General features: G+C 53.8%; 21 protein-coding genes. 20 read left to right on the top strand and 1 reads right to left on the bottom strand.

Annotated features, from left to right (window positions below; all coding sequences use genetic code 11):
• Nucleotides 1-10 precede the first annotated feature (10 nt).
• Nucleotides 11-97, bottom strand: a complete 87-nt coding sequence (leuL, locus tag ACI2I2_RS15465) for a leu operon leader peptide (RefSeq protein ID WP_404658748.1) — start codon at nucleotides 95-97, stop codon at nucleotides 11-13.
• Between the two features lie 610 nt (nucleotides 98-707).
• Here leuL and leuO point away from each other — a divergent pair.
• The 20 genes from leuO to lpxC all read left to right on the top strand — a co-directional run bounded on the left by leuO (nucleotide 708) and on the right by lpxC (nucleotide 23919).
• Complete coding sequence (gene leuO, locus ACI2I2_RS15470) at nucleotides 708-1670, top strand: transcriptional regulator LeuO (RefSeq protein WP_404658688.1); 963 nt, start codon at nucleotides 708-710, stop codon at nucleotides 1668-1670.
• Nucleotides 1671-2054: 384 nt separating this feature from the next.
• The gene (ilvI, locus tag ACI2I2_RS15475) at nucleotides 2055-3779 is read left to right on the top strand and encodes an acetolactate synthase 3 large subunit (protein WP_404658689.1); all 1725 of its coding nucleotides are present in this window, start codon (nucleotides 2055-2057) and stop codon (nucleotides 3777-3779) included.
• Between the two features lie 2 nt (nucleotides 3780-3781).
• Entirely contained in the window at nucleotides 3782-4273 is a 492-nt protein-coding gene (ilvN, locus tag ACI2I2_RS15480; protein ID WP_097162857.1) for an acetolactate synthase small subunit, read from the top strand.
• A 180-nt stretch (nucleotides 4274-4453) separates the two neighbouring features.
• Nucleotides 4454-5458, top strand: coding sequence for a catabolite repressor/activator (gene cra / locus ACI2I2_RS15485; RefSeq protein ID WP_404658690.1), 1005 nt, complete (start codon nucleotides 4454-4456; stop codon nucleotides 5456-5458).
• Between the two features lie 602 nt (nucleotides 5459-6060).
• Nucleotides 6061-6519, top strand: coding sequence for a division/cell wall cluster transcriptional repressor MraZ (gene mraZ / locus ACI2I2_RS15490; RefSeq protein WP_404658691.1), 459 nt, complete (start codon nucleotides 6061-6063; stop codon nucleotides 6517-6519).
• Between the two features lies 1 nt (nucleotide 6520).
• Nucleotides 6521-7462 (top strand): 16S rRNA (cytosine(1402)-N(4))-methyltransferase RsmH, encoded by a 942-nt coding sequence (rsmH, locus tag ACI2I2_RS15495; RefSeq protein WP_404658692.1) that lies wholly within the window; start codon nucleotides 6521-6523, stop codon nucleotides 7460-7462.
• The gene (ftsL, locus tag ACI2I2_RS15500) at nucleotides 7459-7824 is read left to right on the top strand and encodes a cell division protein FtsL (RefSeq protein ID WP_404658693.1); all 366 of its coding nucleotides are present in this window, start codon (nucleotides 7459-7461) and stop codon (nucleotides 7822-7824) included. The genes rsmH and ftsL overlap by 4 nt, the downstream gene beginning before the upstream one ends.
• Before the next feature lie 30 nt (nucleotides 7825-7854).
• Nucleotides 7855-9621: a peptidoglycan glycosyltransferase FtsI gene (locus ACI2I2_RS15505; RefSeq protein WP_404658694.1), complete on the top strand. Its 1767-nt coding sequence runs from the start codon at nucleotides 7855-7857 to the stop codon at nucleotides 9619-9621.
• Nucleotides 9608-11095, top strand: coding sequence for a UDP-N-acetylmuramoyl-L-alanyl-D-glutamate--2,6-diaminopimelate ligase (murE, locus tag ACI2I2_RS15510; protein WP_404658695.1), 1488 nt, complete (start codon nucleotides 9608-9610; stop codon nucleotides 11093-11095). Before ACI2I2_RS15505 ends, murE begins: the two co-directional genes overlap by 14 nt.
• Nucleotides 11092-12450, top strand: a complete 1359-nt coding sequence (gene murF, locus ACI2I2_RS15515; protein WP_404658696.1) for a UDP-N-acetylmuramoyl-tripeptide--D-alanyl-D-alanine ligase — start codon at nucleotides 11092-11094, stop codon at nucleotides 12448-12450. The genes murE and murF overlap by 4 nt, the downstream gene beginning before the upstream one ends.
• The gene (gene mraY, locus ACI2I2_RS15520; RefSeq protein WP_404658697.1) at nucleotides 12444-13526 is read left to right on the top strand and encodes a phospho-N-acetylmuramoyl-pentapeptide-transferase; all 1083 of its coding nucleotides are present in this window, start codon (nucleotides 12444-12446) and stop codon (nucleotides 13524-13526) included. The genes murF and mraY overlap by 7 nt, the downstream gene beginning before the upstream one ends.
• Before the next feature lie 2 nt (nucleotides 13527-13528).
• Nucleotides 13529-14845 carry a UDP-N-acetylmuramoyl-L-alanine--D-glutamate ligase gene (murD, locus tag ACI2I2_RS15525; protein WP_404658749.1) on the top strand — a complete coding sequence of 439 codons (1317 nt, stop codon included), beginning with the start codon at nucleotides 13529-13531 and terminating at the stop codon, nucleotides 14843-14845.
• Nucleotides 14845-16089: a cell division protein FtsW gene (ftsW, locus tag ACI2I2_RS15530; RefSeq protein WP_404658698.1), complete on the top strand. Its 1245-nt coding sequence runs from the start codon at nucleotides 14845-14847 to the stop codon at nucleotides 16087-16089. The genes murD and ftsW overlap by 1 nt, the downstream gene beginning before the upstream one ends.
• Nucleotides 16086-17153, top strand: a complete 1068-nt coding sequence (gene murG, locus ACI2I2_RS15535; RefSeq protein WP_404658699.1) for an undecaprenyldiphospho-muramoylpentapeptide beta-N-acetylglucosaminyltransferase — start codon at nucleotides 16086-16088, stop codon at nucleotides 17151-17153. The genes ftsW and murG overlap by 4 nt, the downstream gene beginning before the upstream one ends.
• Before the next feature lie 57 nt (nucleotides 17154-17210).
• Nucleotides 17211-18686, top strand: a complete 1476-nt coding sequence (gene murC, locus ACI2I2_RS15540; protein WP_404658700.1) for a UDP-N-acetylmuramate--L-alanine ligase — start codon at nucleotides 17211-17213, stop codon at nucleotides 18684-18686.
• Complete coding sequence (locus ACI2I2_RS15545; protein ID WP_404658701.1) at nucleotides 18679-19599, top strand: D-alanine--D-alanine ligase; 921 nt, start codon at nucleotides 18679-18681, stop codon at nucleotides 19597-19599. The genes murC and ACI2I2_RS15545 overlap by 8 nt, the downstream gene beginning before the upstream one ends.
• A gap of 1 nt (nucleotide 19600) precedes the next feature.
• A complete protein-coding gene (gene ftsQ, locus ACI2I2_RS15550; RefSeq protein WP_404658702.1) occupies nucleotides 19601-20434 on the top strand; it encodes a cell division protein FtsQ in 834 nt (277 codons plus the stop codon).
• A complete protein-coding gene (gene ftsA, locus ACI2I2_RS15555) occupies nucleotides 20431-21687 on the top strand; it encodes a cell division protein FtsA (RefSeq protein ID WP_097162871.1) in 1257 nt (418 codons plus the stop codon). The genes ftsQ and ftsA overlap by 4 nt, the downstream gene beginning before the upstream one ends.
• Before the next feature lie 62 nt (nucleotides 21688-21749).
• The gene (gene ftsZ / locus ACI2I2_RS15560) at nucleotides 21750-22901 is read left to right on the top strand and encodes a cell division protein FtsZ (protein ID WP_404658703.1); all 1152 of its coding nucleotides are present in this window, start codon (nucleotides 21750-21752) and stop codon (nucleotides 22899-22901) included.
• Nucleotides 22902-23001: 100 nt separating this feature from the next.
• Nucleotides 23002-23919, top strand: a complete 918-nt coding sequence (gene lpxC, locus ACI2I2_RS15565) for a UDP-3-O-acyl-N-acetylglucosamine deacetylase (RefSeq protein ID WP_404658704.1) — start codon at nucleotides 23002-23004, stop codon at nucleotides 23917-23919.
• The last annotated feature ends 201 nt before the right edge of the window (nucleotides 23920-24120 follow it).

The following is a 24120-nucleotide window of genomic DNA, read 5'->3' on the forward strand; positions in this document are numbered from 1 at the left end:
GGAAGATGACTTAACGTTGAACGTCGCCCACCAGTCTACCGCGCACAGTGAATGCGTTTAGTAGTAGTAGACCGTTGAAACGAGAGTTGCGAGTCATTACGTCATGCTCCAGATGAATGCGTTATGCTTCTAGTGGTACTGGATACGAAGATTGATGTCAACCTTTTCTGAGTTTGATTTTGGTTTCGGGCGTGGCGTTCTGCGAGTTTTCTTAAGCTAATTGTGCTGGTCGAGCCATTTTTTTTCGCAGAATCTTTTAGCGGCGATTCATGTTTTTAATAAATTGAATCAATTTTCAATATCCATTTTTATCCGGATACAGACTGACCGCGTCGGGGAGTTGGTGTAACACAATGATATAGTGACACTAAATTAATTACGTCATCAGCTTTTAGGAATTTTCATAATTAATTGATAATTATTTGTTATGTGATTCGAAAAATCTTAAAAGCCAATTTAAGAATACTAAAATATTGTTTGTCTTGTCGTGCTGTTGTTTATTGACGTGGTTTATGAGTAAACTTGGTTTACAAAGTGCCGCTTATGATTCGATGGCCTATTACACACAGTGTAAGGCGTGTTTGCCCGCAAAGGCGGCAAGGGCTTTATAAATTCCTAAATTTAGCCGCGACTCTTCTGCTGAATGTATTTGCATGGTAAATCATATTTTCTAAATGTATTGCTGCAGTCAGGCAAGGGAGTTAAGTGTGACATTGGAGTCAACCATGATCGTCGATAAAGAAGCATCCACCTCTGCTCCGGAAGCACATCGACCGCAATTACGTTCAGTGGATTTAAATTTGCTGACTGTTTTTGATGCGGTGATGCAGGAGCAAAATATTACCCGTGCCGCACAATTTCTGGGTATGTCGCAACCGGCGGTCAGTAACGCTGTAGCGCGTTTGAAAGTCATGTTCAATGACGAGTTGTTCGTGCGCTACGGACGCGGCATCCAGCCTACAGCCAGAGCATCTCAGCTGTTTGGTTCAATTCGTCAGGCTTTGCAATTGGTACAGAATGAATTGCCAGGCTCTGGATTCGAACCTATCACCAGTGAGCGCGTGTTTAATCTTTGTGTCTGCAGTCCGCTGGATAACCGGTTGACCTCGTTGATTCTTAATAAAGTGAGTGAGATCGCGCCGAATATCCATCTCGTCTTTAAGTCCTGCTTAAATCAGAATACAGAACACCAACTGCGTTATCAGGAACTGGAATTTGTGATTGGCTATGAGGAATTCCGCCGTCCAGAGTTTGCTTGTGTGCCTTTATTCCGCGATGAAATGGTCCTGGTCGCCAGTGCAAACCATCCGCGCCTGCTTGGGCCGTTGAAAGAAAGCGATATTTATCGTGAAGAACATGCAATTGTTTCTCTGGAACGCTACGCCTCATTTAGCCAACCCTGGTATGACACACCAGAAAAACAGGCCTGCATCGCCTATCAGGGAATGGCATTAATCAGCGTGCTTAATGTTGTTTCTCAAACGCAGCTCGTTGCGATTGCGCCGAGATGGCTGGCGGAAGAGTTCACCGAAAAACTCAACATTCAGGTTTTACCGTTGCCAATGAAACTGAATAGCCGAACTTGTTATCTTTCCTGGCATGAAGCTGCCGGTCGAGATAAAGGCCATCAATGGATGGAAGAACTGCTGGTTTCTGTTTGCCGCGATTAATGGCCTCTGCTTAAACCAGATGTGTTCGCATCTGGTTTATAGCGTTATTCACAATAAAACCGATATTTTTCGCTAATGCCATTTTTTTCATTTCTTGTTCATCAGGATAAAAATGGATGATTGTCTGTCAGTGTCCTGATTTCCCAAATTTTCCCTATCGTCTGTTCTTATCTCTGAAGTATTCCACCACGAATGTGAAGTGGGCTTTTCATTTCTCCTGTTTGTTACCCTGGTCTCAACCTGGTGGCTGATTGCCTGCCCGAGAGCGAGCGGTTATGTTAAGGAAATGCTGTCATTCTAAAATCAACAGGGCGCAGTGGTGTCCTGTTGTGTGACGATGCGGAAATGAGTTCTGCCGTCATTAACTAAGCCTGGAGGCAAACCATGGAGATGTTGTCTGGCGCCGAGATGGTCGTCCGATCGTTAATCGATCAAGGCGTAAAGCAGGTTTTCGGCTATCCCGGAGGCGCGGTCCTCGATATCTATGATGCGTTGCATACGGTCGGCGGAATCGATCACGTTCTGGTTCGCCACGAACAAGCAGCGGTACATATGGCCGACGGCCTGGCTCGCGCAACAGGGGAAGTCGGTGTGGTGCTTGTCACTTCCGGCCCAGGGGCGACCAACGCCATAACGGGCATTGCCACGGCCTATATGGATTCAATCCCACTCGTGGTGCTGTCAGGACAGGTGGCGACCTCACTGATTGGCTACGATGCCTTCCAGGAATGCGACATGGTGGGCGTCTCCCGCCCGGTGGTGAAACACAGCTTCCTGGTCAAACAAACTGAAGATATCCCTGGCGTGCTGAAGAAAGCCTTCTGGCTGGCCGCCAGTGGTCGCCCAGGGCCAGTTGTTGTCGACTTGCCAAAAGATATTCTCAACCCAGCGAATAAGTTGCCTTACAGCTGGCCAGAGACAGTTAGCATGCGCTCTTACAACCCGACGACCACGGGACATAAAGGGCAAATCAAGCGTGCATTGCAGACGCTTATCGCAGCCAAAAAACCCGTGGTGTATGTCGGTGGTGGGGCAATCAATTCAGCCTGTGAGGGCGAACTGCATACGCTGATTGAGAAGCTGAATTTGCCGGTGGCGTCTTCTTTGATGGGACTGGGAGCGTTTCCCGCTTCACATCGTCAGGCGCTCGGGATGTTGGGCATGCATGGAACGTATGAAGCCAACATGACCATGCACAATTCCGATGTTATTTTTGCGGTTGGCGTACGCTTCGATGACCGCACAACCAACAATCTCGCGAAATATTGCCCTAATGCGACGGTGCTGCACATCGATATCGACCCTACGTCTATCTCTAAAACGGTCTCGGCGGATGTGCCGATTGTCGGTGATGCTCGTCTGGTGCTGGAGCAAATGCTTGAGCTGCTGGAGCAAGAAACGACGACTCAGCCGCTGGATGATATTCGTGACTGGTGGCAGCAAATCGAGCAATGGCGCTCTCGCCAGTGCCTGAAATATGACACGCAAAGTGAGCACATCAAACCGCAAGCCGTGATTGAGACCATCTGGAAGCTGACAAACGGCGATGCCTACGTCACGTCAGATGTTGGTCAGCACCAAATGTTTGCCGCCCTTTACTATCCGTTCGACAAGCCGCGTCACTGGATTAACTCGGGTGGTCTGGGCACGATGGGCTTCGGCCTGCCAGCAGCGCTGGGCGTGAAGATGGCGCTGCCGAAAGAAACCGTCATCTGCGTAACCGGTGATGGCAGTATTCAGATGAATATCCAGGAGCTGTCGACAGCCCTGCAATATGAGTTACCGGTGCTGGTGCTGAACCTCAATAACGGCTATCTCGGTATGGTCAAACAATGGCAGGACATGATCTACTCGGGTCGTCATTCGCAGTCTTATATGTCGTCTTTGCCTGATTTTGTTCGCCTCGCCGAGGCTTACGGCCACGTGGGTATCCGCGTCAGCGAGCCTGCAGAGCTGGAAGCAAAACTGGCAGAAGCGTTGGAACACGTACGTAACAACCGGCTGGTGTTTGTGGATGTTATCGTCGACGGTAGCGAGCACGTCTACCCGATGCACATCCGCGGCGGGGGTATGGATGAAATGTGGTTAAGCAAAACGGAGAGAACCTGATTATGCGCCGGATATTATCAGTCCTGTTAGAGAATGAATCGGGTGCTTTATCGCGCGTGATTGGGCTTTTTTCTCAGCGTGGCTACAACATTGAAAGCCTGACAGTCGCTCCGACAGACGATCCGACCCTGTCACGCATGACTATCCAGACCGTTGGCGATGAAAAAGTCATCGAGCAGATTGAGAAGCAGCTGCACAAACTGGTCGACGTGTTGCGCGTCAGCGAACTGGGTCAGGGTGCCCACGTTGAACGTGAAATCATGCTGGTGAAAGTTCAGGCCAGCGGTTATGGGCGTGAAGAGGTCAAACGTAACACTGAAATCTTCCGTGGGCAGATAATTGATGTTACGCCTTCTATTTATACCGTTCAGCTTGCCGGTACCAGCGATAAGCTTGATGCTTTTCTTGCCTCGCTGCGTGACGTCGCGAGGATTGTTGAAGTCGCGCGTTCAGGTGTGGTTGGCCTGTCTCGCGGTGACAAGATCATGCGATAGGCCTGAGTTTCATCCGAAATACGTAGCCCGGCGTTCCACGTCGGGCTTTTTTTTGCGAAATCAGTGGGAAGTGGCAACAAAAGCGGTTGCCGCGATCTTTATTCTGCGCTTAGATGTTATGGAATTTATCCCATAATTTAACAATGGTTATGGATTGTACATTTTAAGCAAGGGGCAATTGTGAAACTGGACGAAATCGCCAGGCTTGCCGGTGTATCGCGCACCACCGCAAGTTATGTGATCAACGGAAAGGCCAAACAGTACCGTGTTAGTGATAAAACGGTCGAAAAAGTCATGGCTGTCGTGCGTGAGCATAACTACCATCCTAATGCCGTGGCGGCTGGCCTTCGTGCTGGACGCACGCGTTCCATTGGTTTGGTTATCCCCGATCTCGAAAACACCAGTTATACCCGCATTGCTAACTATCTCGAGCGTCAGGCGCGTCAGCGCGGTTATCAGTTGCTGATTGCCTGCTCTGAAGATCAGCCAGATAACGAGATGCGCTGTATTGAACACCTGTTGCAACGCCAGGTCGATGCCATCATCGTGTCGACATCGTTGCCGCCGGAGCATCCGTTCTATCAACGTTGGGCCAACGATCCTTTCCCGATCGTGGCGCTGGATCGCGCACTCGATCGCGAGCATTTCACCAGCGTAGTGGGTGCTGATCAGGAAGATTCAGAAGCATTAGCCGCAGAGTTACGGAAATTCCCGGCTGAGACTGTCCTTTATCTTGGCGCATTACCGGAGCTGTCCGTCAGTTTCTTACGCGAGCAAGGTTTCCGCACTGCGTGGAAAGAAGACTCTCGCGATGTCAATTTCCTCTATGCCAACAGCTACGAACGTGAAGCTGCCGCGCAGCTGTTTGAGAAGTGGCTGGAAACACACCCAATGCCTCAGGCGCTGTTTACTACCTCTTTCGCGCTGCTTCAGGGCGTGATGGATGTGACGCTGCGTCGCGAAGGTAAATTGCCTTCGGACCTGGCCATCGCGACCTTTGGCGATCACGAGCTGCTCGATTTCCTGCAGTGTCCCGTTTTAGCGGTGGCCCAGCGCCATCGTGATGTGGCCGAACGCGTCCTGGAAATCGTCCTTGCCAGTCTGGATGAGCCGCGTAAGCCGAAGCCGGGTCTGAGCCGCATCCGCCGTAATCTTTATCGTCGTGGTAGCCTCAGTCGCCGATAGAGAGGAAGAGGAAAGGCAATTAACGGTGATTGCCTTTCCACATCGGCAGAAGAATGCGAGGAAACTTCTTATTCAGACAATTCCTTAAATTTCCAGAATTCTTAATAAACCCTGTTATTTGTCTGAGTTAAAATGAATTAATTTAGGTTAATAGAAAGTAAAGTTTCGTTTCCTTCGTATTATTTTGTTACATTCTGCGAGGCTTTTGCAGAATTAACAGTCACTTCATTCTTACTCTCACATTTCCTCACCCTTTAGCGGCTGCAGGCTGGCAGAAACAGTTCCCACAAGGGCTATTAACGTGGGAGAGAATGTCCTAAAATGCCGCGCACGTCGCAAACTGACACTTTATATTTTCACCTTTGTGAAATTGAGTTGTTCAAAATCGTTACGAACCTGTTGGTTTTTTTCTCGCCAGTATTCATGACGTTATTTTGCCTCGTTCGCTGGACAGAAATTAATCAGGGCGAATATTGGTGTCCAATATTGAGTTTTAAGACTCTTAGAGCACCAGTGCTGGCTTGACAAGCTTTTCCTCCGCTCCGTAAACTCCTTTATGTGGGAATTTGTGGGTGAAAGTGGAGAAAAGGGGTGAGGCTGGCATGTTCCGTGGAGCGACGTTAGTCAATCTCGACAGCAAAGGGCGCTTAGCGGTGCCAACCCGATACCGGGATTTGCTGAACGAGAACGCTGCCGGTCAAATGGTTTGCACCATTGACATCCATCACCCGTGCCTGCTGCTTTACCCACTGCCTGAATGGGAAATCATCGAGCAAAAATTGTCACGACTGTCGAGCATGAATCCCGCAGAGCGCCGCGTGCAGCGCCTGCTGCTGGGACATGCCAGCGAATGTCAAATGGACAACGCCGGTCGTTTGCTGATTGCGCCGGTTTTACGGCAACACGCCGGACTGACGAAAGAAGTGATGCTGGTCGGGCAGTTCAACAAGTTTGAACTGTGGGATGAATCGACCTGGTATCAACGGGTCAAGGAAGATATCGACGCTGAGCAGTCCGCCTCCGGAGAGTTGTCGGAGCGGTTGCAGGACTTGTCCTTATAAAATGATGGAAAATTTCAAACATACAACGGTACTGCTGGATGAGGCTGTGAACGGCCTGAATATTCGTCCTGACGGTATCTACATTGATGGCACCTTCGGTCGTGGTGGCCACTCGCGTCTGATTCTGTCGCATCTGGGTGCGGACGGGCAGCTGCTGGCTATCGATCGTGATCCGCAGGCGATCGCTGAGGCGAGCACCATCGATGACCCTCGCTTTTCCATCGTGCATGGACCTTTTTCCGCGCTGGCTGATTACGTGGCCGAGCGTGACCTTATTGGCAAGATCGACGGCATCCTTCTCGATCTTGGTGTCTCTTCACCTCAGCTTGACGACGCAGAGCGCGGCTTCTCCTTCATGCGTGATGGGCCGCTGGATATGCGTATGGACCCGACGCGGGGTCAGTCTGCTGCCCAATGGCTGCAAACGGCGGACGAAGCGGACATCGCCTGGGTTATCAAAACCTTTGGCGAAGAGCGTTTCGGCAAACGCATTGCTCGCGCCATCGTTGAACGCAATCGCGTAGAACCGATGACCCGCACCAAAGAGCTGGCGGAAGTCATCGCGGCGGCGATGCCGGTGAAGGACAAATTCAAACATCCTGCGACCCGTACTTTCCAGGCGGTGCGCATCTGGGTGAACAGTGAACTTGAGGAGATAGAGCAGGCGCTAAAAAGCTCGCTCGACGTGCTTGCCCCGGGTGGGCGGCTCTCCATCATCAGTTTCCACTCGCTGGAAGACCGCATTGTGAAACGCTTTATGCGTGAGCAAAGCCGCGGTCCGCAGGTTCCGGCCGGGTTACCGATGACCGAAGAGCAACTCAGGAAACTGGGTGGCCGTCACTTGCGAGCACTAGGCAAGTTGATGCCGGGCGAACAAGAAGTGGCAGAGAATCCACGCGCTCGTAGTTCAGTGCTGCGTATCGCAGAAAGGACGAACGCATGATCAGCAGAGTGTCAGAAGCCCTAAGCAAAGTGAAAGGATCGTTAGGAAGCAACGAGCGTCATGCTTTGCCTGGCGTGATCGGCGACGATCTTTTGCGGTTTGGGAAGCTGCCACTCTGCCTGTTCATTTGCATCATCATTTCGGCAGTGACGGTCGTCACAACGGCACACCACACCCGTTTGTTAACCGCCCAACGTGAACAACTGGTTCTGGAACGTGACGCTCTGGATATCGAGTGGCGCAACCTGATCCTCGAAGAAAACGCACTCGGCGATCACAGCCGGGTAGAACGGATCGCGACGGAGAAGCTGCAAATGCAGCATGTCGATCCTTCACAGGAAAACATCGTCGTTCAGAAATAGACGCTACAGAATAAGGATTAATGTAACGCAATGAAAGCAGCGGCAAAGACGCTTAAACCAAAACGTCAGGAAGAACAGGCCAACTTTATCAGTTGGCGTTTTGCGTTGCTTTGCGGGTGCATTTTGCTGGCGATGGCTTTCCTGCTGGGCCGTGTGGCCTGGTTACAGATAATCAACCCAGACATGCTGGTGCGTCAGGGCGACATGCGCTCTCTGCGTGTGCAGGAAGTCTCAACGTCGCGTGGCATGATAACCGACCGCTCGGGTCGTCCGCTGGCGGTGAGTGTGCCAGTGAAAGCGATTTGGGCCGATCCTAAAGAGCTGCATGATGCCGGTGGCGTGAGCATTGATAACCGCTGGAAGGCGTTGGCCGATGCACTCAATATGCCACTGGATCAGCTGGCAACGCGCATCAACAGCAACCCGCGCATGCGCTTTATCTATCTGGCTCGTCAGGTTAACCCTGATATGGCCGACTACATCAAAAAGCTCAAACTGCCAGGGATTCATCTGCGCGAAGAATCTCGCCGTTATTACCCTTCAGGGGAAGTGACCGCTCACCTCATTGGCTTTACCAACGTCGACAGCCAGGGGATTGAAGGCGTCGAAAAAAGCTTTGATAAATGGCTGACCGGACAACCAGGCGAGCGCATCGTGCGTAAAGACCGTTACGGTCGTGTCATTGAAGATATTTCTTCCACTGACAGCCAGGCGGCACACAACCTGGCGTTGAGCATTGACGAACGCTTGCAGGCGCTGGTTTATCGCGAACTGAACAACGCCGTGGCGTTTAACAAAGCGGAATCAGGCAGCGCCGTGCTGGTGGATGTCAGCACCGGTGAAGTGCTGGCGATGGCCAACAGCCCGTCCTATAACCCGAATAACTTTACCGGCACGGCAAAAGACGCGATGCGTAACCGCGCCATCACTGACGTCTTCGAGCCGGGTTCCACCGTCAAACCGATGGTGGTCATGACGGCGCTGCAGCGCGGCATCGTCACTGAAAACACGGTGCTGAACACCATTCCTTACCGAATTAACGGTCACGAAATCAAAGACGTGGCGCGTTACAGCGAATTGACCCTTACCGGGGTACTACAGAAGTCGAGTAACGTCGGGGTTTCCAAACTGGCGTTAGCGATGCCCTCCTCAGCGTTAGTAGATACTTACTCACGTTTTGGATTGGGAAAAGCGACCAATTTGGGGTTGGTCGGAGAACGCAGTGGCTTATATCCTCAAAAACAACGGTGGTCTGACATAGAGAGGGCCACCTTCTCTTTCGGCTACGGGCTAATGGTAACGCCGTTACAGTTAGCGCGAGTCTACGCAACGATTGGCAGCTACGGGGTGTATCGCCCGCTGTCGATTACCAAAGTTGACCCACCCGTTCCGGGCGAACGTATCTTCCCGGAACCCATTGTTCGTACCGTCGTTCATATGATGGAAAGCGTGGCGCTGCCTGGCGGCGGCGGCGTGAAAGCGGCGATCAAAGGCTACCGCATCGCCATCAAGACCGGTACCGCGAAAAAAGTGGGGCCAGACGGTAAATACATCAACAAATACATTGCTTATACCGCGGGCGTTGCGCCAGCCAGTCAGCCGCGTTTTGCGCTGGTGGTGGTGATTAACGATCCGCAGGCCGGTAAGTACTACGGCGGTGCCGTATCTGCGCCAGTGTTTGGTGCCATCATGGGCGGCGTTCTGCGCACCATGAACATCGAACCTGATGCGCTGTCTACGGGCGAGAAAAGTGAATTTGTGACTAATCAAGGCGAGGGAACAGGTGGCAGATCGTAATTTGCGCGACCTTCTGGCTCCGTGGGTGCCAAATGCACCGGAGCGAGCACTGCGAGAAATGACACTCGACAGCCGTGTGGCGGCGTCGGGCGATCTTTTCGTGGCTGTTTTAGGTCATCAGGCGGACGGGCGTCGATATATCCCGCAGGCGATAGCGCAAGGTGTAGCTGCCATTATTGCTGAAGCAAAAGATGAAGCTGCTGATGGCGAAATCCGTGAAATGCACGGTGTGCCAGTCATCTATCTCAGCCAGTTGAACGAACGCTTGTCCGCGCTGGCCGGGCGTTTCTACCATCAACCTTCTGAACAACTCAAACTGGTGGGCGTTACCGGAACCAACGGCAAAACGACCACCACTCAGTTGCTGGCGCAATGGGCGCAGCTGCTCGGTGAAACCAGTGCGGTAATGGGCACGGTGGGGAATGGCCTGTTAGGCAAAGTTGTGCCAACGGAAAATACCACCGGTTCCGCTGTTGACGTGCAGCACGTGCTGTCAGGTCTGGCAGAGCAGGGGGCTTCTTTTGCCGCAATGGAAGTGTCTTCCCACGGACTGGTTCAGCACCGTGTGGCTGCACTGAAATTTGTCGCCTCCGTCTTTACCAACCTCAGCCGCGACCATCTCGACTATCACGGCGATATGGAGCACTACGAAGCGGCAAAATGGATGCTCTACTCCACGCACCACTTTGGTCAGGCAATCATTAATGCCGACGACGAAGTAGGCCGCCGCTGGCTGGCAAAATTGCCAGATGCGGTTGCGGTATCGATGGAAGATCACATCAACCCGAACTGCCACGGTCGCTGGCTGAAAGCCACCGCAGTGAGCTATCACGACAGCGGGGCGACCATCCAGTTTGACTCCAGTTGGGGCAACGGCGAAATCGAAAGCCGTCTGATGGGCGCGTTTAACGTCAGCAACCTTCTGCTGGCACTGGCAACACTGTTGGCCCTGGATTATCCACTGGCCGAACTGCTGAAAACAGCAGCGCGCCTTCAGCCTGTTTGCGGGCGTATGGAAGTGTTTACTGCGCCAGGCAAACCTACCGTGGTGGTTGATTACGCTCATACGCCGGATGCGCTGGAAAAAGCACTTGAAGCGGCACGTCTGCACTGTGCGGGTAAACTCTGGTGCGTGTTTGGCTGCGGCGGCGACCGTGACAAAGGCAAGCGCCCGCTGATGGGAGCCATCGCCGAGCAATTCGCGGACATCGCTGTCGTTACCGACGACAACCCACGTACTGAAGAACCGCGCGCCATCATCAACGACATTCTGGCGGGCATGCTCGACGCGGGCCACGCCAAAGTGATGGAAGGCCGCGCCGAAGCGGTGACCGCTGCCATCATGCAGGCCAAAGAGAATGACGTGGTGCTGCTGGCTGGCAAAGGCCATGAAGATTATCAAATTGTCGGTAACCACCGTCTCGACTACTCCGACCGCGTCACCGCAGCCCGTCTGCTGGGGGTGATCGCATGATTAGCGTAACGCTGAATCAGATAGCCGAAATCCTCAACGGCGAGCTGCACGGTCAGGACGCAACGATTGATGCGGTGACCACAGATACTCGCAAAATTACCGCTGGCTGCCTGTTTGTGGCACTGAAAGGCGAGCGTTTTGATGCGCATGATTTTGCCGACCAGGCAAAAGCGGCTGGCGCAGGTGCGCTGCTGGTGAGCCGCAAAGTCGATTGCGATTTGCCGCAGGTGGTGGTGAAAGATACCCGTCTGGCGTTTGGTGAGCTGGCGGCATGGGTTCGCCAACAAGTACCGACGCGCGTGATTGCGTTAACCGGCTCTTCCGGCAAGACCTCTGTGAAAGAGATGGCGGCATCGATTCTGAGCCAGTGCGGGAATACGCTCTACACCGCAGGCAACCTGAACAACGATATCGGCGTGCCGATGACGCTGCTGCGACTGACCAAAGAACATGAGTACGCGGTGATTGAGCTGGGCGCTAACCACCAGGGTGAAATCGCCTGGACAGTTGGCCTGACTCGCCCGGAAGCGGCGCTGGTGAATAACCTCGCGGCGGCACATTTAGAAGGTTTTGGCTCTCTGGCGGGGGTGGCGAAAGCGAAAGGTGAAATCTTCACCGGCTTGCCGCTAAACGGCATCGCCATCCTCAATGCCGACAATAACGACTGGCTGAACTGGCAGAGTGTGATAGGTGACCGTAAAGTCTGGCGCTTCTCACCGAATGCGGCGAACAGTGATTTCACCGCCAACAACGTGCACGTTACAAGCCATGGCACTGAATTCACGCTGCAAACGCCAGTGGGCAACATTGACGTTTTGCTCCCGTTACCGGGTCGTCACAATATCGCGAATGCTTTAGCGGCCACGGCTTTGACCATGGCTGTTGGCGCAAATCTGCCAGCCGTAAAAGCTGGGTTAGCCTCACTGCAAGCGGTGCCGGGGCGTTTGTTCCCGATCCAGCTTGCTGAAAATCAGCTCTTACTGGATGACTCCTACAACGCCAACGTCGGCTCAATGACGGCGGCGGCGCAGGTCTTGTCCGAAATGCCGGGTTACCGCGTCTTTGTCGTGGGCGATATGGCTGAGCTGGGGGCTGAAAGTGAAGCCTGCCACCAACAGGTGGGCGAAGCGGCAAAAGCGGCAGGGATTGATTGCGTGCTGAGCGTAGGCAAACAAAGCAAAGCGATTAGCGATGCAAGCGGTGTCGGCGAGCATTTCGCGGACAAACCCGCAGCCATTGCACGCCTTAAGTCGCTGATCGAAGAACATCAAATTATCACTATTTTGGTGAAGGGTTCACGTAGCGCTGCCATGGAAGAGGTGGTTCGCGCTTTACAGGAGAATGGGACATGTTAGTTTGGCTGGCCGAACATTTGGTCAAATATTATTCTGGCTTTAACGTCTTTTCCTATCTGACGTTTCGCGCCATCGTCAGCCTGCTGACTGCGCTGTTCATCTCTTTGTGGATGGGCCCGCGCATGATCGCCCGTCTGCAAAAACTCTCTTTCGGTCAGGTCGTTCGTAACGACGGCCCTGAGTCGCACTTCAGCAAACGTGGAACGCCAACCATGGGCGGGATCATGATCCTGACCGCGATTGTCGTTTCAGTACTGCTGTGGGCTTATCCGTCTAACCCGTACGTCTGGTGCGTGCTGGTCGTTCTGGTCGGTTACGGCATCATTGGTTTTGTCGACGACTACCGTAAAGTTGTGCGCAAAGACACCAAAGGCCTGATTGCCCGCTGGAAGTATTTCTGGATGTCGGTGATTGCGCTGGGCGTGGCCTTTGCGCTTTACATGGTCGGGAAAGATACGCCAGCCACCGAGCTGGTTGTGCCGTTCTTTAAAGATGTCATGCCGCAACTCGGTATCTTCTACATCCTGCTGGCTTACTTCGTGATTGTGGGCACCGGCAACGCGGTTAACCTCACCGATGGCCTGGACGGCCTGGCGATTATGCCAACCGTGTTCGTTTCTGCAGGTTTCGCGCTGGTGGCATGGGCGACCGGTAACATGAACTTTGCGAACTACCTGCACATTCCTTATCTGCGCCACGCGGGGGAACTGGTTATCGTCTGCACCGCGATAGTGGGGGCAGGTTTAGGTTTCTTGTGGTTCAACACCTATCCGGCTCAGGTCTTCATGGGCGATGTCGGGTCGCTGGCACTGGGCGGCGCACTGGGCATCATCGCGGTACTGCTGCGTCAGGAGTTCTTGCTGGTCATCATGGGCGGCGTGTTCGTGGTCGAAACGCTGTCGGTTATTTTGCAGGTGGGTTCCTTCAAACTGCGCGGTCAGCGCATCTTCCGAATGGCACCGATTCATCACCACTATGAACTGAAAGGTTGGCCGGAACCGCGCGTTATCGTGCGCTTCTGGATTATTTCACTGATGCTGGTCCTGATTGGCCTGGCCACGCTGAAGGTGCGTTAATGATGGCAGATTACCAGGATAAAAACGTCGTCATCATCGGTCTGGGAATGACCGGGCTTTCCTGCGTGGATTTCTTCCTGGCGCAGGGCGTAACGCCGCGGGTCATGGATACCCGAGCCACTCCTCCGGGTCTCGATAAGCTGCCTGAAGAAGTGGAGCGTCATGTTGGTGGTCTGAATGATGACTGGTTGCTGGCGGCAGATTTAATTGTTGCCAGCCCTGGTATTGCCTTAGCGCATCCTTCCTTGAGCGCTGCGGCGGATGCGGGTGTCGAGATTGTTGGCGACATCGAGCTGTTCTGCCGTGAAGCTCAGGCGCCGATCATCGCTATAACCGGTTCTAACGGCAAAAGCACGGTCACTACGCTGGTGGGCGAAATGGCAAAAGCCGCAGGCGTCAATGTTGGCGTGGGCGGGAATATCGGCTTGCCAGCGCTAATGCTGCTGGATGTTTCCCGTGAACTGTATGTGCTTGAACTCTCAAGTTTCCAGCTGGAAACAACCTCCAGTTTACAGGCTGTGGCGGCCACGATCCTCAACGTGACTGAAGATCACATGGATCGCTATCCGTTTGGCCTGCAGCAGTATCGTGCAGCCAAACTACGCGTTTATGAGGATGCAAAAACCTGTGTGGTCAATGCCGATGATGCGCTGACGATGCCGGTCCGCGGTGCCGATGAGCGCTGCGTGAGTTTTGGCGTCAACATGGGCGACTATCACCTCAATCGTCAGCAGGGCGAAACCTGGCTGCGCGTGAAAGGCGAGAAGGTGCTGAACGTACGCGAGATGAAACTCACCGGACAGCACAACTACAGCAACGCATTGGCGGCACTGGCTCTGGCCGATGCGGCGGGCTTACCACGTGCCAGCAGCCTGAAAGCGCTGACCACCTTTACTGGCCTGGCGCATCGCTTCCAGTTAGCGCTGGAACATAACGGAGTGCGCTGGATCAACGACTCTAAAGCGACCAACGTCGGCAGTACTGAGGCCGCGCTGAATGGCCTGCATGTCGATGGTACGCTGCATCTTCTGTTGGGCGGTGATGGCAAAGCAGCAGATTTTTCTCCGCTGCAAACGTATCTCAAAGGCGACAACGTGCGCCTGTGGTGTTTCGGCCGGGATGGCGATGCACTGGCTGCCCTGCGCCCTGAAGTGGCAACCCGCACCGAAACAATGGAACAGGCGATGCGTGCGATTGCGCCGCAGCTGAAAGCCGGCGATATGGTTTTGCTGTCGCCAGCCTGTGCCAGCCTTGATCAATTTAAGAATTTTGAGCAGCGCGGGGATGTGTTTACCCGCCTGGCGAAGGAGTTAGGCTAATGCGTTTATCTCTCCCTCGCCTGAGATTGCCGCGCTTACCGGGATCGGGAGTCCTGGTCTGGTTGTTTGCGGCATTGAAAGGCTGGGTGATGGGCTCTCGGCAGAAAGATACCGACAGCCTGGTGATGTACGATCGTACGCTACTGTGGCTGACACTCGGCCTGGCGGCGATTGGCTTTATTATGGTGACGTCGGCGTCCATGCCTGTCGGGCAACGTCTGGCGAACGATCCGTTTTTGTTTGCCAAGCGTGATGGCCTGTACATCATTCTGGCGTTTTGTTTAGGGCTGATCACGTTGCGTTTGCCGATGGATTTCTGGCAGCGTCACAGCACCGCGATGCTGATCACGTCTATTGGCATGCTGCTGATCGTATTGGTCGTCGGGAGCTCGGTTAACGGGGCATCACGCTGGATTGCTCTGGGCCCCCTGCGTATTCAGCCTGCGGAACTGACCAAGCTGTCGCTGTTCTGTTACATCGCTAACTATCTGGTGCGTAAGGGCGACGAGGTTCGAAATAACCTTCGCGGCTTCTTAAAACCGATGGGCGTGATTTTCGTACTGGCTATCCTGCTGCTGGCTCAGCCAGACCTCGGTACCGTGGTGGTGTTGTTCGTGACCACGCTGGCCATGCTGTTCCTGGCGGGGGCAAAACTGTGGCAGTTCATCGCGATTATCGGCATGGGGATTTCCGCGGTGGTCCTGCTGATCCTTGCAGAACCGTACCGTATTCGCCGCGTTACCTCATTCTGGAACCCGTGGGAAGATCCGTTCGGCAGTGGCTACCAGTTAACCCAATCATTGATGGCCTTTGGTCGCGGTGAAATGTGGGGGCAGGGCCTCGGCAACTCGGTACAAAAACTGGAGTATTTGCCGGAAGCGCATACCGACTTCATCTTCGCCATTATCGGTGAGGAATTAGGCTATATCGGTGTGGTACTGGCCCTTTTAATGGTATTCTTCGTCGCTTTCCGCGCCATGTCCATTGGCCGTAAAGCGCTGGAGATTGACCAGCGCTTCTCAGGTTTTCTGGCTTGTTCGATCGGTGTCTGGTTCAGCTTCCAGGCGTTAGTTAACGTCGGGGCTGCGGCAGGAATGCTGCCAACCAAGGGTCTGACGCTGCCGCTTATCAGTTACGGTGGTTCCAGTCTGCTGATTATGTCGACAGCAATCATGTTGCTGTTGCGAATTGATTATGAAACTCGTCTGGAAAAAGCCCAGGCGTTTACACGGGGTGTTCGATGAGTGGTCAGGCTAAGCGGTTGATGGTGATGGCAGGCGGTACCGGGGGACACGTGTTCCCGGGGCTGGCTGTGGCGCACCATCTGATGGAGAGGGGCTGGCAGGTTCGCTGGCTCGGTACCGCTGATCGTATGGAAGCGGACTTAGTGCCGAAGCACGGCATCGAGATTGATTTTATTCAGATTTCGGGTCTGCGTGGAAAAGGCCTCAAGGCTATGCTTTTCGCGCCGATACGTATCTTCAACGCCTGGCGACAGGCCCGCGCCATCATGAAGCGTTTTCAGCCGGATGTGGTGCTGGGTATGGGCGGATATGTTTCAGGCCCAGGCGGTCTGGCGGCGTGGTCCTTAGGGATTCCGGTGGTACTGCACGAGCAGAATGGCATTGCCGGTCTGACCAACAAATGGCTATCGAAGATTGCCAAAACGGTGATGCAGGCCTTCCCGGGCGCATTTCCTGACGCAGAAGTTGTTGGGAACCCCGTTCGCGTTGATGTACTGGCGCTGCCATTGCCGGATCAGCGACTGATCGGGCGCGAAGGTGAAATTCGTGTGCTGGTGGTTGGCGGCTCGCAGGGTGCGCGTGTCTTAAACCAGACAATGCCGCAGGTTGCCGCGAAGCTCGATGATCAGATTTCTATCTGGCATCAAAGCGGCAAGGGTGCACAGCAAGCGGTTGAGCAAGCTTATGCTGATGCGGGGCAACCTCAGCACAAAGTGACAGAGTTTATTGATGACATGGCCGCAGCCTATGCCTGGGCTGATGTGGTGGTCTGTCGCTCCGGCGCGCTGACGGTCAGCGAAATTGCAGCGGCAGGTTTGCCCGCGATTTTCGTTCCGTTCCAGCATAAAGACAGGCAGCAGTACTGGAATGCACTGCCGCTGGAAAAAGCCGGTGCCGCCAAAATTTTTGAGCAGCCGCAGTTCACCGCGGAAGCCGTCGCCAACACGTTGGCTGACTGGGACAGAAAGACATTGCTGGACATGGCCGAGCGTGCACGAGCCGCCGCCATCCCGGATGCTACCGAGCGGGTAGCAAAAGCAGTAAGCCTGGCAGCTCAGGCTTAATCATCGCAGCGCCTTTTGCGTTGCACGAATTTTGAAGTAGTCGATGGCGTTTAGAGAATGAATACACAACAACTGGCGAAACTGCGTTCTATTGTGCCCGAGATGCGTCGCGTCCGGCACATCCACTTTGTCGGCATCGGCGGTGCTGGCATGGGCGGTATTGCCGAAGTGTTGGCGAATGAAGGGTATCAAATCAGTGGGTCGGATCTGGCGCCGAACCCGGTGACTCAGCAGCTGACCGCGTTGGGTGCCACCATTTATTTCAATCATCGCCCGGAAAACGTACTCGATGCGAGTGTGGTGGTGGTGTCCAGCGCCATTTCTGCGGATAACCCGGAAATTGTCGCGGCGCATGAAGCGCGTATTCCGGTGATCCGCCGTGCAGAGATGCTGGCAGAACTGATGCGCTTCCGTCATGGCATCGCCATTGCCGGTACGCACGGTAAAACCACGACGACGGCGATGGTCTCAAGTATTTATGCCGAAGCGGGCCTTGATCCAACGTTCGTTAACGGCGGTCTGGTGAAAGCTGCCGGTGTACACGCACGCCTCGGCCACAGCCGCTATCTGATTGCGGAAGCGGACGAAAGCGATGCCTCATTCCTGCATTTGCAACCGATGGTGGCGATTGTCACCAATATCGAAGCCGACCACATGGACACCTATCAGGGCGACTTCGAAAATTTAAAGCAGACGTTTATTAATTTCCTGCACAATTTGCCGTTTTATGGTCGTGCGGTGATGTGCGTTGATGACCCTGTCATCCGCGAATTGCTGCCACGCGTAGGCCGTCAGATTACCACTTATGGTTTCAGCGACGATGCCGATGTGCGTGTTGAAGAGTACAAACAAATTGGCGCTCAGGGGCACTTCACGCTGATTCGTCAGGATCATGCGCCGTTGAAAGTGACGCTCAATGCACCGGGTCGTCACAACGCCCTGAATTCTGCCGCCGCAGTCGCTGTTGCCACGGAAGAGGGCATTGACGATGACGCTATTTTGCGCGCACTGGAAAGCTTCCAGGGCACCGGTCGTCGTTTCGATTTCCTCGGCGAATATCCGTTAGCGGAAGTGAACGGCAAAAGCGGTAGCGCCATGCTGGTTGACGACTACGGTCATCACCCAACGGAAGTCGATGCCACTATCAAAGCGGCACGCGCGGGCTGGCCGGACAGAAATCTGGTGATGGTCTTCCAGCCGCACCGTTATACCCGTACGCGTGACCTGTACGACGATTTTGCCAACGTGCTGACGGACGTTGATGCGCTGCTGATGCTGGAAGTCTATCCGGCGGGTGAAGCCCCGATTCCTGGCGCGGATAGCCGCTCCCTGTGCCGCACCATTCGTGGCCGTGGCAAGGTGGACCCAATCCTGGTCTCTGATCCGGCTAAGGTCGCAGAAATGCTGGCACCCGTGCTGACCGGCAACGACCTGATTCTGATTCAGGGTGCGGGAAATATCGGCAAAATTGCGCGTAACTTAGCTGAAATCAAACTCAAGCCGCAAACTCAGGAGGAAGAGCGTCATGGCTGATAGAATCGCTGTCCTCCTCGGCGGCACTTCCGCAGAGCGAGAGGTTTCTCTGAATTCTGGCGCGGCTGTGCTGGCGGGCTTGCGTGAAGCAGGCATCGACGCGCACGGCGTTGATCCTCGCGATGCGGATATCACGCAACTCAAAAATCAGGGTTTTAAGAAAGCGTTTATTGCGCTGCACGGACGTGGTGGCGAAGATGGCACGCTTCAGGGGTTACTGGAGCTGATTGGCCTGCCTTATACCGGTAGCGGCGTGATGGCTTCTGCGATTTCTATGGACAAACTGCGCAGCAAATTGCTGTGGCAGGGCGCGGGTTTACCGGTGGCTCCATGGGTGGCGTTGACCCGTAATGAGTTTGCTCAGGGCCTCTCGCAAGACCAGCAGCAGCGCATTTCCGCCCTGGGATTACCGTTGATTGTGAAGCCGAGCCGTGAAGGTTCAAGCGTGGGCATGTCGAAAGTGGACGAAAAGGGTGCACTTAACGACGCCTTAACGCTGGCTTTTCAGCACGATGAAGAAGTATTGATTGAAAAATGGTTAAGCGGGCCGGAATTTACTGTCGCCGTACTCGGTGAAGAAATTTTACCTTCAGTTCGCATCCAACCGGCTGGAGTCTTCTATGATTATGAGGCGAAGTATCTCTCTGACGAGACGCAGTATTTCTGCCCAGGTTGTGAAGATCCCGCGCGTGAGCAAGAAATGCAGTCCCTGGTGCTAAAAGCCTGGAAAGTCCTGGGTTGTGCAGGCTGGGGGCGTATTGATGTGATGCAGGATAGCGATGGCCAGTTGTATCTGCTGGAGGCGAACACCTCTCCAGGCATGACCAGCCACAGCCTGGTGCCGATGGCGGCGCGTCAGGCCGGCATGAGCTTCTCGCAGTTAGTGGTACGCATTTTGGACCTGGCGGGTTGATATGTCGCAGGCAGCACTGAATACACGGAACCGAGAAGAAGAGGAAATCGCTTCTTCACGCAGAAATAATGGAACGCGTCTTGCAGGGATTGTGTTCCTGCTCGCGGTATTATGTACCGTGTTGATGAGCGGCTGGATGGTGCTGGGCTGGATGGAAGATGCGCAGCGCTTGCCGCTGTCAAAGCTGGTGGTGACCGGGGAACGTCACTACACGCGAAATGATGATATTCGTCAGGCGATTCTGGCGTTGGGGCCTCCGGGCACCTTCATGACTCAGGACGTCAATATCATCCAAAGTCAGATTGAACGTCTGCCGTGGATCAAGCAGGCAAGCGTTCGTAAGCAGTGGCCGGACGAATTGAAGATTCATCTGGTTGAATATGTGCCGATTGCACGTTGGAATGATCAGCATATGGTCGACAGCGACGGCAATGCCTTTAGCGTGCCGGCCGATCGCACCAGTAAACAGAATCTGCCCATGTTGTACGGCCCGGAAGGCAGCGAGAACGAAGTGCTGCAAGGCTACCGCGATATGGGGCAGAGGCTGGCGAAAGGGAAATTTACGTTGAAAGTGGCGGCGATGACCGCACGCCGTTCCTGGCAGTTGACGTTGAGTAACGACATCAAACTGGACCTGGGACGCGGCGATACGATGAAACGGCTTGAGCGCTTTTTAGAACTCTATCCTGTTCTACAGCAGCAGGCGCAGACCGATGGCAAACGGATTAGCTACGTTGATTTGCGTTATGACTCAGGCGCGGCAGTGGGTTGGCAGCCTGCTCCTGTAGAGGATACACATCAACAACAAAATCAGGCACAGGCAGAGCAACAATGATCAAAGCGACGGACAGAAAACTAGTAGTAGGACTGGAAATTGGTACCGCGAAGGTAGCCGCTTTGGTAGGGGAAGTTCTGCCCGACGGAATGGTGAATATCATTGGTGTGGGCAGTTGCCCATCCCGGGGTATGGACAAAGGTGGCGTGAACGACCTTGAATCCGTGGTGAAATGCGTACAGCGTGCCATTGATCAGGCTGAGTTGATGGCGGATTGCCAAATCTCGTCAGTGTATCTGGCGCTTTCAGGCAAACATATTAGCTGTCAGAATGAAATTGGTATGGTGCCTATCTCTGAAGAAGAGGTGACGCAGGAAGATGTTGAGAACGTAGTGCATACGGCGAAGTCCGTACGTGTGCGTGACGAACATCGTGTTCTGCACGTGATCCCGCAGGAATACGCCATTGACTATCAGGAAGGGATCAAAAATCCGGTTGGCCTTTCCGGTGTGCGTATGCAGGCAAAAGTGCACTTGATCACCTGTCACAACGATATGGCGAAAAACATTGTGAAAGCCGTGGAACGTTGTGGTCTGAAAGTTGACCAACTTATCTTTGCCGGACTGGCATCGAGTTATTCGGTCCTGACGGAAGACGAACGTGAGCTGGGCGTCTGTGTGGTTGACGTTGGCGGTGGTACCATGGATATCGCCGTTTATACGGGCGGCGCGCTGCGTCACACCAAAGTTATCCCGTATGCCGGGAACGTGGTGACCAGCGATATCGCTTACGCCTTCGGCACACCGCCAAGCGACGCCGAAGCGATTAAAGTACGCCATGGTTGTGCATTGGGCTCCATCGTCGGAAAAGACGAAAGTGTCGAAGTGCCAAGCGTAGGCGGTCGTCCACCGCGCAGTCTGCAGCGTCAGACGCTGGCAGAGGTGATTGAGCCGCGTTACACCGAGCTGCTCAATCTGGTGAACGAAGAGATTTTGCAACTGCAGGAACAGCTGCGCCAACAGGGTGTCAAACACCATCTGGCGGCGGGGATTGTTCTGACCGGTGGCGCGGCGCAAATTGAAGGCCTGGCGGCCTGTGCGCAGCGTGTGTTCCATACGCAGGTTCGCATTGGCGCACCGCTGAACATCACCGGACTGACGGATTATGCCCAAGAGCCGTATTATTCAACGGCGGTGGGCCTGCTGCACTACGGGAAAGAGTCACACCTGAGTGGTGAAGCGGAAGTGGAAAAACGTGTCGCAGTGAGTTCATGGATTAAGCGAATTAATACCTGGCTGCGAAAAGAGTTTTAATTTTTTAAGAGAGCGCAGAAAATTAGCGTTCTCAGGCGACAGGCACAACGGAGAGAGAAACTATGTTTGAACCTATGGAACTGACCAACGACGCGGTGATTAAAGTCATCGGCGTCGGTGGTGGCGGTGGCAACGCCGTCGAACACATGGTGCGCGAGCGCATTGAGGGTGTTGAATTCTTCGCTGTTAACACCGACGCCCAGGCGTTGCGTAAAACGGCCGTTGGCCAGACCATCCAGATTGGTAATGGTATTACCAAAGGCCTGGGTGCTGGTGCAAACCCGGAAGTCGGTCGCAACGCGGCAGACGAAGACCGTGAAGCACTGCGTGCTGCCCTTGAAGGCGCAGACATGGTGTTCATCGCTGCCGGTATGGGCGGTGGTACGGGCACCGGTGCGGCTCCTGTAGTCGCTGAAGTCGCAAAAGATTTGGGTATCCTGACCGTTGCTGTCGTGACCAAGCCTTTCAACTTTGAAGGCAAGAAGCGTATGGCTTTCGCGGAGCAGGGTATCGCTGAGCTGTCCAAGCATGTGGACTCTCTGATCACTATCCCGAACGACAAGCTGCTGAAAGTGCTGGGTCGTGGGATTTCTCTGCTTGACGCATTCGGTGCTGCGAACGATGTTCTGAAAGGCGCAGTACAGGGTATCGCAGAGCTGATTACTCGTCCTGGTCTGATGAACGTCGACTTTGCCGACGTGCGCACCGTGATGTCCGAAATGGGCTACGCGATGATGGGCTCTGGCCTGGCGAGCGGTGAAGACCGTGCGGAAGAAGCGGCTGAAATGGCTATCTCTTCTCCACTGCTGGAAGATATCGATCTGTCTGGCGCGCGTGGTGTTCTGGTTAACATCACTGCAGGCTTCGATCTGCGTCTGGATGAGTTCGAAACCGTGGGTAACACTATCCGTGCATTTGCTTCGGATAACGCGACCGTGGTTATCGGTACTTCACTGGACCCGGACATGAACGACGAACTGCGTGTGACCGTTGTTGCCACCGGTATCGGTATGGACAAACGTCCAGAAATTACCCTGGTGACCAACAAGCAACAGCAGCAACCCGTGATGGATCGCTATCAGCAGCACGGTATGGCACCGTTGACGCAAGAGCAGAAGCCGGTCGCAAAAGTGGTGAACGACAATACGCCGCAAACCACCAAAGAACCGGATTATCTGGATATTCCAGCCTTCCTGCGTAAGCAAGCTGACTAAGAATTAGCTGGAAGTTGGGTATCTGCGCTCTTTGTGCTAAACTGGCCTGCCGAATGTATAGTACACTTCGGTTGGATAGGTAATTTGGCGAGATTATACGATGATCAAACAAAGGACACTTAAACGTATCGTTCAGGCGACTGGCGTCGGTTTACACACCGGCAAGAAAGTCACACTGACGTTGCGCCCTGCGCCGGCAAATACCGGGGTCATCTATCGTCGCACCGACTTGAATCCACCGGTTGATTTTCCGGCAGATGCCAAATCTGTGCGTGATACCATGCTCTGTACTTGCCTTGTCAACGAGCATGACGTGCGGATTTCAACGGTTGAGCACTTGAATGCCGCGCTGGCGGGCCTGGGTATCGATAACATTGTTATTGAAGTCGATGCGCCAGAAATCCCGATCATGGATGGCAGTGCTGCACCGTTTGTCTATCTGCTGCTCGATGCAGGGATCGATGAACTGAACTGCGCGAAGAAATTTGTGCGCATTAAAGAAACGGTTCGCGTTGAAGATGGCGACAAATGGGCTGAATTCAAGCCGTACAATGGTTTCTCGTTGGATTTCACCATCGACTTTAACCATCCGGCGATTGATGGCAGCAACCAGCGTTATGCCATGAACTTCTCTGCGGATGCGTTCATGCGTCAGATTAGTCGTGCACGTACTTTTGGTTTCATGCGTGATATCGAATATCTGCAGTCCCGTGGCCTGTGCCTGGGCGGCAGCTTCGATTGTGCCATCGTTGTTGACGATTATCGCGTACTGAACGAAGACGGTCTGCGCTTTGAAGACGAATTTGTTCGCCACAAAATGCTGGATGCTATCGGTGACCTGTTTATGTGTGGTCACAATATCATCGGTGCATTCACCGCGTTCAAATCAGGTCACGCACTGAATAATAAACTGCTTCAGGCAGTCCTGGCGAAACAAGAAGCCTGGGAATTCGTGACCTTCGAAGACGAAGCGGAACTGCCACTGGCATTCAAAGCACCGTCAATGGTTCTGGCGTAAGCCTGACCATTCTGTAAATTCGACTGGTAACCTGGTACTCTCTCCGTCCAGGGAGCCAGTCGTTTTTCTTTTATCCCTTTCTAAATAACATCCTTACGGTCTTCTTCGTCTCTCATCTCGTGCTAAGCCGCGCGATCGCTGCTTTCGTGACCATTTTTATCAACAGAACACCGTCATTCCTGCTGCTGTAGCACGCCATTA

It is taken from the genome of Scandinavium sp. NPDC088450 (assembly GCF_044900545.1).
In the GTDB taxonomy this organism is placed as follows: Bacteria; Pseudomonadota; Gammaproteobacteria; order Enterobacterales; family Enterobacteriaceae; genus Scandinavium.

Excerpts from the sequence above, each read along its gene's own strand:
- murF (WP_404658696.1), top strand. The coding sequence starts at position 11,092 with ATGATTAGCGTAACGCTGAATCAGATAGCCGAAATCCTCAACGGCGAG.
- ftsZ (WP_404658703.1), top strand. The coding sequence starts at position 21,750 with ATGTTTGAACCTATGGAACTGACCAACGACGCGGTGATTAAAGTCATC.
- murC (WP_404658700.1), top strand. The coding sequence starts at position 17,211 with ATGAATACACAACAACTGGCGAAACTGCGTTCTATTGTGCCCGAGATG.
- murD (WP_404658749.1), top strand. The coding sequence starts at position 13,529 with ATGGCAGATTACCAGGATAAAAACGTCGTCATCATCGGTCTGGGAATG.
- lpxC (WP_404658704.1), top strand. The coding sequence starts at position 23,002 with ATGATCAAACAAAGGACACTTAAACGTATCGTTCAGGCGACTGGCGTC.
- ftsA (WP_097162871.1), top strand. The coding sequence starts at position 20,431 with ATGATCAAAGCGACGGACAGAAAACTAGTAGTAGGACTGGAAATTGGT.
- mraZ (WP_404658691.1), top strand. The coding sequence starts at position 6,061 with ATGTTCCGTGGAGCGACGTTAGTCAATCTCGACAGCAAAGGGCGCTTA.
- mraY (WP_404658697.1), top strand. The coding sequence starts at position 12,444 with ATGTTAGTTTGGCTGGCCGAACATTTGGTCAAATATTATTCTGGCTTT.
- ftsQ (WP_404658702.1), top strand. The coding sequence starts at position 19,601 with ATGTCGCAGGCAGCACTGAATACACGGAACCGAGAAGAAGAGGAAATC.
- rsmH (WP_404658692.1), top strand. The coding sequence starts at position 6,521 with ATGATGGAAAATTTCAAACATACAACGGTACTGCTGGATGAGGCTGTG.
- ilvN (WP_097162857.1), top strand. The coding sequence starts at position 3,782 with ATGCGCCGGATATTATCAGTCCTGTTAGAGAATGAATCGGGTGCTTTA.
- leuL (WP_404658748.1), bottom strand. The coding sequence starts at position 97 with ATGACTCGCAACTCTCGTTTCAACGGTCTACTACTACTAAACGCATTC.
- murG (WP_404658699.1), top strand. The coding sequence starts at position 16,086 with ATGAGTGGTCAGGCTAAGCGGTTGATGGTGATGGCAGGCGGTACCGGG.
- ACI2I2_RS15505 (WP_404658694.1), top strand. The coding sequence starts at position 7,855 with ATGAAAGCAGCGGCAAAGACGCTTAAACCAAAACGTCAGGAAGAACAG.
- ilvI (WP_404658689.1), top strand. The coding sequence starts at position 2,055 with ATGGAGATGTTGTCTGGCGCCGAGATGGTCGTCCGATCGTTAATCGAT.
- ACI2I2_RS15545 (WP_404658701.1), top strand. The coding sequence starts at position 18,679 with ATGGCTGATAGAATCGCTGTCCTCCTCGGCGGCACTTCCGCAGAGCGA.
- ftsL (WP_404658693.1), top strand. The coding sequence starts at position 7,459 with ATGATCAGCAGAGTGTCAGAAGCCCTAAGCAAAGTGAAAGGATCGTTA.
- ftsW (WP_404658698.1), top strand. The coding sequence starts at position 14,845 with ATGCGTTTATCTCTCCCTCGCCTGAGATTGCCGCGCTTACCGGGATCG.